Source organism: Pseudonocardia sp. ICBG162, assembly GCF_020496225.1.
Taxonomy (GTDB): Bacteria; Actinomycetota; Actinomycetes; order Mycobacteriales; family Pseudonocardiaceae; genus Pseudonocardia; species Pseudonocardia alni.
In genome coordinates, this window is sequence record NZ_JAHLJD010000019.1 from 504,188 (window position 1) to 516,861 (window position 12,674).

A 12,674-nucleotide genomic window follows, 5' to 3' on the forward strand; every position below is an offset into this window, starting at 1 on the left:
ACGACATGGGCCGCACCGTGGCCGACCAGATGATCGAGCTGCTGCACCAGGCCGGCGTCGAACGGATCTACGGCCTGGTGGGTGACAGCCTCAACCCGATCGCGGACGCGATCCGCCGCGACGGTCGCATCCGGTGGGTGCACGTGCACAACGAGGAGGCCGCCGCGCTCGCGGCCGCCGCGGAGGCCCAGCTCACCGGGCGGCTCGCGGTCTGCGCCGGCAGCTGCGGCCCCGGCAACACCCACCTGATCCAGGGCCTGATGGACGCCCACCGCACCGGTGCGCCGGTGCTGGCGATCGCCTCGCACATCCCCTCGGTCCAGATCGGCACCGGCTACTTCCAGGAGACCCACCCGGAGCGGCTGTTCACCGAGTGCTCGGCGTACTGCGAGCTGATCTCGCGGCCCGAGCAGATGCCCCGGATGCAGCGGATCGCGATGCAGACCGCGCTCGCCGAGTCCGACGTGGCGGTGCTGGTCCTGCCCGGCGACGTCAGCGCGCTCGACGCCCCGAACGACACCGGCACCTCGCACCTGTCCCCGCCCACCGGCGTCGTGGCGCCGTCGGAGGAGCAGGTGGCCGAGCTGGCCCGGCTCGTCGACGCCGCGGACACCGTGACGCTGTTCGTCGGCGCCGGGATCGAGCACGCCCGCGAGCAGGTGCTCGCCCTCGCCGACCGGGTGAAGGCGCCGATCGGCCACTCGCTGCGCGGCAAGGAGTGGATCCAGTACGACAACGCCCACGACGTCGGCATGTCCGGGCTGCTCGGCTACGGCGCCTGCTACGAGGCGACGCACGAGGCCGACCTGCTCGTCCTGATCGGCACCGACTTCCCCTACGACTCGTTCCTGCCGCAGGCGCGGACCGTGCAGATCGACACCGACCCCGCGCGCCTCGGGCGTCGCACGCTGCTGGAGCTGGGCGTGCACGGCGACGCCGCCTCCACCCTGGACGCGCTGCTGCCGCGGATCGCGGAGAAGACCGACCGCTCCTTCCTGGACCGGATGCTGCGCAGGCACGCCGAGGCGCTGGAGAAGGTGGTGGGCGCCTACACCCGCAAGGTCTCCGACCTGCGTCCCGTCCACCCCGAGCACGTCGCGGCGGTCCTCGACGAGGAGATGGCCGACGACGCCATCGCCACCGTCGACACCGGCATGTGCAACGTGTGGGCGGCGCGCTACCTGTCCCCCAACGGCCGGCGCCGGATCATCGGCTCCTACCGGCACGGGACGATGGCCAACGCCCTGCCGCACGCGATCGGCGCCCAGTTCGCGTACCCGGACCGGCAGGTGGTGTCGCTGTCCGGCGACGGCGGGCTGACGATGCTGCTCGGCGAGCTGCTGACCGCGGCCGAGCACGACCTGCCGCTCACCGTCGTCGCGTTCAACAACGGGTCGCTGGGCATGATCCGGCTGGAGATGATGGTGGCGGGCTACCCGTCGTTCCAGACCGACCACGGCCCGGCCGACCTGGCCGGGATCGCCCGTGCCGCCGGGCTGTACGCCGAGGCCGTCGACGACCCGTCCGACGTGCGCGCCGCGCTGCGCCGGGCGCTGGACCACCGCGGCCCGGCCCTGGTCGACGTGCGCACCGACCCGAACGCGCTGTCCATCCCGCCGCACATCACCGCCGCGCAGGTCCGCGGGTTCGCCCTCGCCGCGACCCGCACGGTGCTCGACGGCGGCGTCGGGAAGATGGTCGAGCTGGCGCGCAGCAACCTGCGGTCGATCCCCCGGCCCTGAGCGGGACGGGTCAGCCGGCGCGGGCGGCGAGCCCGGGGGCCGAGACCGCGTGGTCCAGCGCGATCGCGGCGGCACCCCGGAGCACGCCGTCCTCGCCGTGCGCGTCGTCGTGCACCGGCGGCGCGACGGCGCGGCGGAAGGCCATCAGCCCGGCGTCGTAGGCGACGGCGAACGCCTCCGGCGCCGCGGCCCGCAGCGCGGGCCCGAGCCCGGCCAGCACGACGACCTCCGGGTCGTGCGCGTTGACCAGCCCGGCGATCCCGCGGGCCAGCGACGCCGACGCCGAGGTCACCGCCGCCGACGGGCCGGGCTCCCCGGCGGCGGCGCGGTCGAGGACCGCGCGGGTGTAGGTGTAGGGCGCGTCCGGCTGCGGTTCGCCGAGCATCACGGCGAGCGCCCGGCCGTCGACGCCGGTCGTCCAGCAGCCGCGGGCGCCGCAGACGCAGTCCGCACCGGGTTCGCCGAACGGCAGGTGCCCCAGCTCCCCCGCGGCGCCCCGGGCGCCGGTCTGGGCGCGCCCGTCGAGCAGCAGCGCACCGCCGATGCCGACCTCGACGGTCACGAACAGCGCGGTGCGCGCACCGGCGGCGGCGCCGTCGCGGACCTCGGCGACACCGGCGAGGTTCGCGTCGTTGCCGACCAGCACCGGCAGGCCGAGCCCGGCGCCGATTCGGCGCACGTCCAGTGGGCTCCAGCCCTGGCCGCCCCCGACCTCGGCGATGTGCTCGTCGACGACGGTCGCGGCGATCCCGATCCCCACCGCCACCACCGGGCCGGCCGCGGCGGCCACCAGCTCGGCCACCACCCCGTCCAGCTCCGCGGCGACGGCGTCGGGGTCGCGACGGCGGTGCCGCCCCGAGCGCACCGCGACCGGGGTCCCGTCGAGCCCGGCGAACCCGGCCCGCCAGCCCTCGAACCGCACGTCGACGGCGACGACGCCCGGCCCGTCCGGGTTGGGCGTCAGGGTCGTGGTCGGCCGCCCGCGCCCGCCGCAGGGGGCGCGCTCCTCGGTGACCCAGCCGAGGTCGCGCAGCCGGGCCGCGATCTCGGTGGCCGAGCCGCTGGCCAGGCGCAGCCGCCGCGCGAGCTCGACGCGGGTGAGGCCGGGTTCGCGGCGGACCTCGTCCAGGACCTCGGCGGTGGCGCGCCAGCGGTCGGTCTCGGCGCGCCCGGGCGCATCCGTGCCGGAACGTGAACCGGCCGACATCGACGTCATCCGGTTTGACACCTCCGGCCTCCCGAGATTTATCCTCGTGTCGCGATGAAAAAGGCTCTCACCTCGTCCCAGTCTCCCACCACCGGGCCCGCGCTCGCCGCGATGGCCCTCGGCGGTCTGGCCATCGGCACCACCGAGTTCGCCTCGATGGGTCTGCTGCCGGCCTTCGCCGCCGACCTCGGCGCCACCGTGCCGCAGGCCGGCACGGCCATCAGCGCCTACGCGCTCGGCGTCGTCGTCGGCGCGCCGGTGCTCGCCGTGCTCGGCGCGCGGTGGCCCCGCAAGCACCTCGTCCTGGCCCTGGCGGGCGCGCTGGCGGTGACCAACGTGGCGTCGGCGTTCGCCCCGACCTTCGGCACCTTCGTCGCCACCCGGTTCCTGGCCGGCCTGCCGCACGGCGCCTACTTCGGCACCGCCTCGGTGCTCGCCGCCTCCCTGGTCCCCCGCGAGCGGCGGCCACGGGCGATCGCGACGGTGATGAGCGGGCTGATGATCGCCAACATCGTCGGCGTGCCGGGCGCGACCTGGCTCGGGCAGAACGCGGGCTGGCCCGCGGCCTACCTGACCGTCGGCGCCGTCGCGGCGCTCACGATGCTGGCCGTCTGGCGCCTGGTCCCCGACGTCCGCGACGAGCGCCGCGGCTCGGTACTGGGCGAGCTGTCGGCGCTGCGCCGCGGCCAGGTCTGGATCACGATGGCGGTCATCGCGACCGGGTTCGGCGGCTCGTTCGCCGTGTACAGCTACATCACCCCGGTGCTCACCGAGGTGTCCGGCCTGGCCGTCTCCGCGGTGCCGCTCGCACTGGCGGTGTTCGGGGTCGGCATGACCCTGGGCAACCAGGTCGGCGGCCGGCTGGCCGAGGCCGCCCCGGTGCGCACGATCGCGGCCGGGCTCGCCTCGGCCGCGGTCGCGATGGCCGTGTTCGCGGTGACGGCGTCGTCGCCGGTGCTGGCCCTGCTGGCGCTGTTCGCACTGGCGTTCACCACCACCGCGACCACCCCGGCGCTGGCGACCCGGCTGATGGACGCCGGTCGCGAGGGCCCGACCCTGGGCGCGGCGCTGCACCACGCCGCGTTCAACGTGTCCAACGCCCTCGGGGCCGCACTGGGCGCCCTGGTGCTGACCGCCGGATGGGGCTGGACCACGCCCGCCGCGGTCGCGACCGTCCTGCCGCTGCTGGGACTGGCCGCACTGGGGGTGGCGGTCCGGATGGAACGCGCCGAGCGGCGCGAGGAGCTCGCCCTGGCCGCCTGAGGACCGCCTGGCAGGTCACACAAGCGAGAGGTGTCGATCAGATCACCTCCGGGAAGCCTGCCCTCGAGTTGATCGTTGCGTAAGACAACGATCCCGTCGAGAGGAGCCCGGACATGTCCGCCGGTCTGGACCGCGCCACCGCGCCGCGCAACGACACCGCCACGCAGAGCGGGACCGCCCTGCACAGCGACGTCGAGGAGCTCCTCGACGCCCTCGCCGCCGACCGCGGCCGCGAGGCCCTGGTGCACCGCGACCGCAGGATCACCGCGGGCGAGCTCGTGGACTCCGTGCACCGGCTCGCCCACGCCCTCGACGACCGGGTCGAGCCGGGCCGGGTCGTGGCGCTGCTGGCCGGGAACACGCCCGAGGCGATCGTCGCGCGGCTCGCGGTGACGCTGCTCGGGGCCGGCATCGCCCAGCCGCACGAGGGCCTGTCCGCCGCCGCGCAGGCCCGCATCGTCGACGACGTCGAGGCGCCGCTCGTCCTCGTCGACGCCGACGCCGCGGCGGCCGCCGAGCCCGTCCTCGCGCTGGTCTCCGGCGTCGACGTGCTCTGGCTCGGCCCGCACGGCACCGACACCGACGTGACGGCCGAGGCCGCGACGGCGTCCACCGCACCGGTCCTGGGCCGCGCCCGGCCGGACGCCGTCGAGCAGATCCGGCACACCGGCGGCACCACCGGCCACCCGAAGGGCATCACCTACACCTTCGACCACCACCGTCGCGGTGCCGCGATGCGCCGCGGGGCAGGCGGGTTCGGCAGCGGCGACACCGGCGCGCGCCTGCTCGTCGCCACGCCGGTCGCCCACGTCGGCGGGGCGCTCGCCGACCGCACCCTGGCCGACGGCGGCACCGTCGTCCTGCAGGACGACTTCGAGCCCGGCGCCTACCTCGCCGCCGTCGAGCGGGAGCGCATCACCCACGGCTTCCTGCTGCCGCCGCTGATCTACCGCCTGCTCGACCACCCCGACCTGGACCGGACCGACCTGTCGTCGCTGCGGTCGCTGGTCTACGGCGGCGCCCCCGCCAACCCGCGGCGCATCGCCGAGGCGCTGCGCCGGATCGGCCCGGTGTTCACCCAGTTCTACGGCCAGACCGAGGCCGGCGGGATCAGCGTGCTCACCGCCGAGGAGCACCGGAACCCCGACCTGCTCGGCACCGTCGGGCGGCCGATCCCCACCACCACGATCGCGATCACCGACGCCGACGGCCGCCCCGTCGCCCCGGGCGGGCGCGGTGAGCTGTGGGTGCACACCGGCATGGAGATGGACGGCTACTGGAAGCAGCCGGAGCTGACCGCCGCCACCGTCGTCGACGGGTGGGTGCGGACCGGCGACGTCGCCCGCCAGGACGCCGACGGCTACCTGCACCTGCTCGACCGGGTCAAGGACATGATCGTCGTCGTGGGCGGGCACGTGTACACCTCCGAGCTGGAGGACCTGCTCATGGAGCACCCGGCCGTCCGGCACGCCGCGGTCTTCGGGGTGCCCGACGACGACGGCACCGAGACCGTGCACGCCGCCGTCGTCACCGACTCCCCGGCGCCGAGCCCGGACGAGCTGACCGGCCTGGTCGCCGACCGCGCCGGCGCGATGTACGTGCCGGACACCGTGGAGTTCGTCGAGCGGATCCCGCTGACCGGGATCGGCAAGACCGACAAGAAGCGGCTGCGCGCCGAGCTCGCCGGTCAGCCGCGCTGACGGACCGCCTCGTAGAGCACCACGGCCGCGGCGATCGAGGCGTTGAGCGAGTTGACCCGCCCGCGCATCGGGATGACCACCGTGGCGTCGGCCCGGTCGAGCCACGCGTCGGTCACCCCGGTGGCCTCGGTCCCGATGACCAGCGCGGTCGGCCCGGTCAGGTCGGCGCCGGCGAGCCCGGTCGTCCCGGCCGGGGTGGTGACGAGGGTGGCGATGCCGCGCCGGTCGAGCCAGTCGAGGACCTCGGTGGTGGACGCGGACGCGACCGGCACCGCGAACACCGTCCCCTTCGACGCCCGCACCACGTTGGGGTTGGCGAAGTCGGTGCCGCCGCGCTCCGGGGTCGCGATGACCACGGCGTCCACCCCGCACGCCTCGGCGGTGCGCAGCATCGCCCCGACGTTGCCGGGCTTCTCGACGCCCTCGGCGACGAGCACGAGCGGGTCCGGGCCGAGGTCCAGCTCGTCGAGCGGGCGGCCGGGGGCCGGGGCGACGGCGAGCCAGCCGTCCGGGGACTCGCGGTAGGCGATCCGGGCGAACACCTCGCGGGTCACCGAGAACACCCGCGCCGACGGCATCCGGGCCAGCAGCGCGTCCGACCGCACGAGGTCCGGCGCCCAGTACACCTCGGTCGGCTCCACGCCGGCGTCGAGCGCGAGCGCCAGCTCGTCGTGCCCCTCGATCACGGTGACGCCCGCGGCGTCGCGGTGGCGGCGGGTGCGCAGCCGGACCAGGTTCTTGACACGCGGGTTGGCGGTGCTGGTCAGGTCGGGCACCCGACGAGCCTAGGACGGCGGGGCCTCCGGGGACCGGCCGGGACCGGGTGCCCGGTCCGGGTCCCCGGAGCGGACCGCGAGCCACCCGGCGGTGACCGCGGCCGCGACGGCGAGCACCGCCAGCGGGGCGGCGAGCGCCGTCGTCGCGACGAACGCGGTGGCCAGCCACGGCGCGGCGAACCCGGTGTAGGCGGCGGTGTATAACAGCCCGTTCACCGCGCCCCGCCCGGACGCCGGCGCCAGCCGGCCGACGCGGGTGAGCCCGGCGTTGAGGCAGAGCCCGCCACCCGCGCCGAACAGCACCCCGGCCACCGCGACGCCCGCGACGGCGGCCGGTCCGGGTGGCGCGAGCAGCGAGGTGAGCGTCGCGGCGGCGGCCCCGAGGGCGCCCAGCCCGGCCCCGGCGGGCCCGGTGCGGCGGCCGAGGCGGTGCGCGAACGGCTGCACCAGCGTCCCGGTGCCCAGGGTCAGCGCGGCGAGCAGCCCGGTGAACGCGACCGCACCGGAGATCCCGGGCAGCAGCAGCGGCAGCACGGTCACCGCGACCGACGGGAACGCGTACACGCACACCGCGGTCGGCACGACCACCCGCACGAACACCCGCCGCGCGGCCGGGGTCAGGCCCGGCCGGGGCAGCAGGCCGCGGGACGGCGGCCCGGCCGGGCGGGTCCCCGTCCCGACGGTGGCGAGCACCGCGGCGACCGCCACCACCAGCAGGGCCACGTGCACGAGGTAGGGCAGGGCCAGCGGCAGCGGCCCGGAGGTCGCGAGCAGCCCGGAGGTCAGCGGCCCGAGGCAGAAGCCGGCGGTCTGGGCGACCGACGCCGCCCGCGCGGCCCGCGGCGCGCCGTCCGGCCCGGCGAGGTCCTGCAGCCAGGCGCTGCCCACCGAGAACACCGCACCGGACGCCAGCCCCTGCAGGAACCGGGCCGCGAACAGCAGCCACAGTGCCGACGCCCCGCCGAGGAACAGCAGCGACGCCCCCGCGACCCCGGCGGCGACGGGCAGCAGCACCCGCACCCGCCCGAACCGGTCCGACGCCGGCCCGCCCAGCAGCAGCGACGGTGCGAGCCCGAGCGCGTACACCCCGAAGATCGCGGCGAGCGTGCTCGCCGACAGGTCGAGCTCGGCCCGGTAGACCAGCAGCAGCGGGGTCGGGACGTTCGTGCCGAACGCCGTCGCGAACAGCAGCCCGCAGGCCGCGAGCCACGTCCGGTCCCCCCGGCCTCCCTGCCGCACCGCCGCATCCTGCCAGCCGGGGGTTACCTACCGGTAGCCTCCGCAGCGAGGACCGGCGACGAGGACGGAGTGACGCGACATGGGTGAACCGACGGGGATCGCGGTCGAGGTGGCGGACGGGGTCGCGCGACTGCGCCTGGACCGCCCGAAGGCGGCGAACGCGCTGCACGAGCCGATGTGGTTCGGGCTGCGCGACGCGGTGCGCGAGCTGGACGCCGACCCCGCCGTGCGGGTCGTGGTGATCAGCGGCAACGGGCGGCACTTCTGCTCGGGCATCGACGTGTCGATGCTGGGCGGGCTGCGCGAGACCGCGTCGGACGACTCGATGGGGCACGGCGCCGACGCGCTGCGCCGCACCATTCTCGACCTGCAGGACTGCCTCACCGCGATCGAGCGCTGCCGGAAGCCGGTCGTCGCCGCGATCCAGGGCGTCTGCATCGGGGCCGGCCTGGACCTGGCCGTCGCCTGCGACCTGCGCTACGCGACCGCCGACGCGTCGTTCGTGCTGAAGGAGGTCGACATGGGCCTGGCCGCCGACGTCGGCGTGCTGCAGCGGCTGCCGCGGATCGTCGGCGAGGGTGTGGCCCGCGAGATGGCCTACACCTGCCGGCCGGTGTCGGGCACCGAGGCGAAGGAGCTGCGCCTGGTCAACGGCGTGTACCCCGACGCCGACGCCCTCGAGGCGGGCGTCGCCGAGCTGGCCGCGTCGCTGGCCGCGAAGTCGCCGCTGGCGCTGCGCGGCACCAAGCACGCGATCACCTACGCCCGCGACCACTCGGTCGCCGACGGGCTCGACCAGATCGCCACCTGGAACGGCGGCCAGCTGGTCTCGGCCGACCTGACCGAGGCCGTCAGCGCGTTCATGGAGAAGCGCCAGGGCGTCTACCGGGACTGACCCGGCCTACCGTCGCGGGACGACCTCCCCGACGACCGCGTACATCCCGGCGGGCGGCTGCCCGTCCTCGGCCTGCCAGTCGCTGACGTCGACCAGGCCCGGTTCCAGCAGCTCCAGCCGGTGCCCGGGCCGGTCGACGAGCAGCCTGCGCAGCAGGGCGCGGTCCCGGGACCGCGCCGGCTGCGCGGTGTCCCGGGTGAACCGCTCGATGGTGCGCATCCGCTCGGCGGTGTGCGGGTCGTCGACGTCGGTGCTGCCGTGGGACACGACGAGCATGCTGCCGGGCCCGAACGCCGTCACGTAGCGGTCGAACAGGGCGCCGAGCAGGTCGTCGTCGCGGACGAAGTGCAGCACCGACACCGCGAGCACGGCGACCGGCTCGGCCGGGTCGAGCAGGCCCGCCACACCCGGCGCGGCGAGCACGGCCTCGGCGTCGGTGAGGTCGGCGGCGGTGATCGAGGCACCGTCCACACCGGTCAGGATCTGGCGGCTCATCGCGACCGAGACCGGCTCGACGTCGACATAGGCGACGCGCGCCGCCGGGTCGGCGCGGTGGGCGATCTCGTGCACCGGCTCGGCGGTGGGGATGCCGGAGCCGAGGTCGAGGAACTGGCGCAGCCCGCGGTCTAGGCAGGCCCGCACGGCCCGGCCGAGGAAGGCCCGGTTGGCGAGCGCGAGCTCCCGCGTGTCCGGGAGCACGGCGAGCACACGCTCGGCGAACTCGCGGTCGGTGGCGAAGTTGTGGGCGCCGCCGAGCATGTAGTCGTAGACGCGGGCCGGGTTGGGGAGCGACAGGTCGATCTCGTCCACCGGGTCGGGCACGGGCTCCGGGGTGGTCATGGGCGTCACCCTCTCGCCGGTGTCTCCCGGGTCGCAAGTCCCGATAGGACATCGTGCAGCTCCGCCGCCGTGCCGGGGGCCACGCCGGGGTGCCCCGCCAGCGCGAGCAGCCGCGCGACCGCGGGTGCCCAGGCCGGACCGAGCCGGGCGTCGGCGAGCAGCGCGGCATCGCCGAGGATCTCCGCGGCCGGGCCGCGCCGGACCCGCCCGCGCGCGACGACGGCGACGTCGTCGGCCCAGCGGTGGGCGAGGTCGACGTCGTGTGTGGACAGCACGACCGCGGTCCCGGCGCGCTGCAGGTCCGCCAGCACGACGACGAGCTCCTCCACCCCGGCCGGGTCCAGGCCCGCGGTCGGCTCGTCGAGCACCAGCACCCGGGGCCGGACGGCGAGGGCCCCGGCGATAGCGACCCGCTTGCGCTGCCCGAACGACAGCCGGTGCGTCGGCCGGTCGGCGAGGTCGGCGACGCCGACGGCGGACAGCGCCTCGTGCACCCGGGCGTCGACCTCGGCCTCGTCGAGACCGAGGTTCAGCGGGCCGAACGACACGTCCTGCGCGACGTCGGCGGAGAACAGCTGGTCGTCGGGGTCCTGCAGGACGAGCTGGGCGGACTCGCGCAGCCGCACCAGCCCGCGGCGGGTGCGGCGGACCGGCTCGCCGTCGAGCAGGACCTGCCCGGCCGACGGGGCGAGCAGCCCGAGCAGCAGCCGGAACAGGGTGGTCTTGCCGCCGCCGTTGGGGCCGAGCACCGCGAGCCTGCGCCCCGGGTCGACGACGAGGTCCGCCCCGTCGAGCACGACCGGCCCGTCCGGGTAGGCGAAGACCAGCCCGCGGGCCTCCAGGACCGCGGTCACGGGACGACCACCAGGGCCAGGACCGGCACGGCGACGAGCAGCACCGCGCTCGCCGCGACGAAGGCGGGCGAGACGGTGCGGGCGGGTACCCGGACGCGCAGCGAGCCGTCGTAGCCGCGGGAGGCGAGGCCGGCCTCGAGGCGGCGGGCACGGTCGAAGGCGCGGACGAACACGGCCCCACCCTGCCCGGCCAGCGACCGGAAGGTGGTCCGCCGCGTCCGGAACCCCATCCGGAGGGACTGGGCCTCCCGGACCGCGGTCAGCGAGTCCAGCAGCAGGAACAGCATCCGGTACACGAGCAGGGTGATCTCCAGGACGGCCGGCGGCACCCACCGCAGCCGGGGCAGGGTGTCGGCGAGCGGCGTCGTCGCGGCGAAGAGGATCAGGCAGGACACCGCCGCCAGCGAGCGTCCGACGAGCGCGGCCGCCCGGGCCGGCCCGCCCGACGCGAGCGCGAGCCAGGGGTCCCCGCCCACGGTCACCAGCAGGGGCAGCGCCCCCACGATCACGAACCCGAGGGGCAGCGCGAGCAGCCGCAGCGCGGTCCGCCACGGCACCCGGGCCCCGGCCAGCAGCAGCGCCAGCGCCGCGGCACCGGTCAGCACGGCCCCCGGCCACGGCGGGAGCGCGACGGCGAGCAGCAGCAGCCCCAGGGCGAGGAACGCCTTCTCCCCCGGGTGCCGGGACCGCCAGCGGTTGGCGTGGGCGGTCTCGTCGATCAGCAGCATCAGGTCTGCCGGGCGGCCTTCTCCCGGCTGCGGGTGCGGGCGACGCCGATGCAGTAGCCGAGCACGCCCGCGCCGGCCGCGGCCTGCATCGCGAAGATGCCGGACTCGATCTCGCCCGACGGCGGCTCCCACACCGGGCTGAACCACGGCTCGTAGCCGGTGGCCTCGATGGCCTCGCCCGCCTGGCCGTCGGACCCGGCGTACTCGCCGGGCACGAACAGCACCGGCACCGCGAACAACGCGACGACGGCGACGACCAGCAGGATGTTCACGACGGTCGAGCGGCTCACGCCGACGCCTCCTTCTCGGTGGTGGCGGTGGGACCGGTCGCGGCGGTGGTCGCCGGGCGCAGCACGCCGAGGCGGCGCAGCTCGTCCGGGGTGATGCGCACGAGCAGCCGCACGACGAGCACCGTCAGCAGCCCCTCGGCCACGGCCAGCGGGATCTGCGTGATCGAGAAGATCGAGGCGAAGGTGACGAACGCTCCGCCGAACCCGGAGGTGGGGTCGGGGAACGCAAGCGCGAGCTGCGCGCTGGTGATCGTGTAGGTGCCGAGGTCACCGAGGAAGGCCGCGGCGAACACCGCGGGTCCCAGCGAGCCCCCGAGCCTGCGGACCACGACGTAGGCGCCGTAGGCGATCCACGGCCCGGCGATCGCCATCGAGAAGGCGTTGGCGCCGAGCGTGGTGAGCCCGCCGTGGGCGAGCAGGACGGCCTGGAAGAACAGCACCACCGTCCCGAGCAGGGCCATCACCGGTGGTCGGAACAGCACCGCGCCCAGCCCGGTCCCGGTCGGGTGCGACGACGACCCGGTCACCGACGGGATCTTCAGCGCCGAGAGGACGAAGGTGAACGCGCCCGCCGCGGCGAGCAGCAGCTTGGTGTCCGGGTCCTCCCGCACGCGGCGCACCACGGCGCGGGCGCCGTGCACGACGAACGGCGCGGCGACGACGGTCCAGGCCGCCGCGTGCAGCGGCGGCAGATAGCCCTCGGCGATGTGCACGGGCGAACGCTACGGCCACGTCATTCGATCGTGCAAGCCTGAACATCCGGTCAGGTGTGCAGGCCCTGACACACGGCGACGCCCGGACCCGGCCGGGCCCGGGCGTCACCGGTGGCTGCGGTGTGCCGTCAGAGGCGCAGGCCGTTGGTGTGGTGCACCTCGGCGGGGCGCTCGGCGGTGGCCTTGTGCTCGGCCGCGGCGGCGAGCCGGCCCGCCTCCTGCTCGGCCTCGCGACGACGGTTCTCCCGCTCGGCGGGCGTGGTCTCGGCGTACCGACCCCGCTGCCCGGCCGGCCGGCGACGACCTGCTCCTTCGCCAGCCTGCGGGCCTTCTTCTCCGCCTTCGCGGCGGCGTCGCGCTTGGCGACCTTCTCCAGCCGCGCTGCCTTGGCCTTCTTGGCGGCCTTCTTCTCCGCGGCCGCGGCCTT

The 12,674-nt window shown here is 75.9% G+C and carries 13 protein-coding genes; 5 read left to right on the forward strand and 8 right to left on the reverse strand.

Translation table 11 applies throughout. From position 1 onward, the window contains the following. Positions 1–5 precede the first annotated feature (5 nt). Positions 6–1,742 (forward strand): pyruvate dehydrogenase, encoded by a 1,737-nt coding sequence (locus KPL60_RS20865; protein ID WP_226366892.1) that lies wholly within the window; start codon positions 6–8, stop codon positions 1,740–1,742. A 10-nt stretch (positions 1,743–1,752) separates the two neighbouring features. Here the strand turns inward: KPL60_RS20865 and KPL60_RS20870 are convergent, their stop codons facing one another. Then, positions 1,753–2,958 carry an ROK family transcriptional regulator gene (locus KPL60_RS20870; protein WP_226366893.1) on the reverse strand — a complete coding sequence of 402 codons (1,206 nt, stop codon included), beginning with the start codon at positions 2,956–2,958 and terminating at the stop codon, positions 1,753–1,755. 45 nt (positions 2,959–3,003) lie between these two features. Between KPL60_RS20870 and KPL60_RS20875 the strand changes: the two genes are divergently transcribed. Together KPL60_RS20875 and KPL60_RS20880 are read left to right on the forward strand one after the other, a co-directional pair. Then, positions 3,004–4,212 (forward strand): MFS transporter, encoded by a 1,209-nt coding sequence (locus tag KPL60_RS20875; RefSeq protein WP_226366894.1) that lies wholly within the window; start codon positions 3,004–3,006, stop codon positions 4,210–4,212. A gap of 113 nt (positions 4,213–4,325) precedes the next feature. Then, positions 4,326–5,912, forward strand: coding sequence for an AMP-binding protein (locus KPL60_RS20880; protein ID WP_226366895.1), 1,587 nt, complete (start codon positions 4,326–4,328; stop codon positions 5,910–5,912). Here the strand turns inward: KPL60_RS20880 and KPL60_RS20885 are convergent. Both KPL60_RS20885 and KPL60_RS20890 read right to left on the reverse strand, forming a co-directional pair. Beyond that, positions 5,900–6,688, reverse strand: coding sequence for an RNA methyltransferase (locus KPL60_RS20885; protein WP_226366896.1), 789 nt, complete (start codon positions 6,686–6,688; stop codon positions 5,900–5,902). The two genes, KPL60_RS20880 and KPL60_RS20885, sit on opposite strands and share 13 nt — an antisense overlap. A 9-nt stretch (positions 6,689–6,697) precedes the next feature. Continuing rightward, positions 6,698–7,927: an MFS transporter gene (locus KPL60_RS20890; protein ID WP_226366897.1), complete on the reverse strand. Its 1,230-nt coding sequence runs from the start codon at positions 7,925–7,927 to the stop codon at positions 6,698–6,700. Positions 7,928–8,006: 79 nt separating this feature from the next. Between KPL60_RS20890 and KPL60_RS20895 the strand changes: the two genes are divergently transcribed. Continuing rightward, positions 8,007–8,822, forward strand: coding sequence for a crotonase/enoyl-CoA hydratase family protein (locus tag KPL60_RS20895; protein WP_226355435.1), 816 nt, complete (start codon positions 8,007–8,009; stop codon positions 8,820–8,822). 6 nt (positions 8,823–8,828) lie between these two features. Here the strand turns inward: KPL60_RS20895 and KPL60_RS20900 are convergent, their stop codons facing one another. From KPL60_RS20900 to KPL60_RS20920, 5 genes are read right to left on the reverse strand one after another with little or no spacing between them, the layout of a single operon-like run. After that, on the reverse strand, positions 8,829–9,662 hold the full coding sequence (locus tag KPL60_RS20900; RefSeq protein ID WP_226366898.1) for an SAM-dependent methyltransferase: 834 nt from the start codon (positions 9,660–9,662) through the stop codon (positions 8,829–8,831). 5 nt (positions 9,663–9,667) lie between these two features. After that, positions 9,668–10,516: an energy-coupling factor ABC transporter ATP-binding protein gene (locus tag KPL60_RS20905; protein ID WP_226355433.1), complete on the reverse strand. Its 849-nt coding sequence runs from the start codon at positions 10,514–10,516 to the stop codon at positions 9,668–9,670. After that, the gene (gene cbiQ, locus KPL60_RS20910; RefSeq protein ID WP_226355432.1) at positions 10,513–11,244 is read right to left on the reverse strand and encodes a cobalt ECF transporter T component CbiQ; all 732 of its coding nucleotides are present in this window, start codon (positions 11,242–11,244) and stop codon (positions 10,513–10,515) included. The genes KPL60_RS20905 and cbiQ overlap by 4 nt, the downstream gene beginning before the upstream one ends. After that, positions 11,244–11,534 carry an energy-coupling factor ABC transporter substrate-binding protein gene (locus KPL60_RS20915; RefSeq protein WP_226355431.1) on the reverse strand — a complete coding sequence of 97 codons (291 nt, stop codon included), beginning with the start codon at positions 11,532–11,534 and terminating at the stop codon, positions 11,244–11,246. The genes cbiQ and KPL60_RS20915 overlap by 1 nt, the downstream gene beginning before the upstream one ends. After that, positions 11,531–12,247 (reverse strand): energy-coupling factor ABC transporter permease, encoded by a 717-nt coding sequence (locus tag KPL60_RS20920; protein ID WP_226355430.1) that lies wholly within the window; start codon positions 12,245–12,247, stop codon positions 11,531–11,533. The genes KPL60_RS20915 and KPL60_RS20920 overlap by 4 nt, the downstream gene beginning before the upstream one ends. A gap of 56 nt (positions 12,248–12,303) precedes the next feature. Between KPL60_RS20920 and KPL60_RS20925 the strand changes: the two genes are divergently transcribed. Continuing rightward, a partial coding sequence (locus KPL60_RS20925) for a hypothetical protein (RefSeq protein WP_226366899.1) occupies positions 12,304–12,674 on the forward strand: 371 nt, incomplete at its 3' end.

Excerpts from the sequence above, each read along its gene's own strand:
- KPL60_RS20875 (WP_226366894.1), top strand. The coding sequence starts at position 3,004 with ATGAAAAAGGCTCTCACCTCGTCCCAGTCTCCCACCACCGGGCCCGCG.
- KPL60_RS20880 (WP_226366895.1), top strand. The coding sequence starts at position 4,326 with ATGTCCGCCGGTCTGGACCGCGCCACCGCGCCGCGCAACGACACCGCC.
- KPL60_RS20900 (WP_226366898.1), bottom strand. The coding sequence starts at position 9,662 with ATGACCACCCCGGAGCCCGTGCCCGACCCGGTGGACGAGATCGACCTG.
- KPL60_RS20865 (WP_226366892.1), top strand. The coding sequence starts at position 6 with ATGGGCCGCACCGTGGCCGACCAGATGATCGAGCTGCTGCACCAGGCC.
- KPL60_RS20870 (WP_226366893.1), bottom strand. The coding sequence starts at position 2,958 with ATGACGTCGATGTCGGCCGGTTCACGTTCCGGCACGGATGCGCCCGGG.
- KPL60_RS20895 (WP_226355435.1), top strand. The coding sequence starts at position 8,007 with ATGGGTGAACCGACGGGGATCGCGGTCGAGGTGGCGGACGGGGTCGCG.
- cbiQ (WP_226355432.1), bottom strand. The coding sequence starts at position 11,244 with ATGCTGCTGATCGACGAGACCGCCCACGCCAACCGCTGGCGGTCCCGG.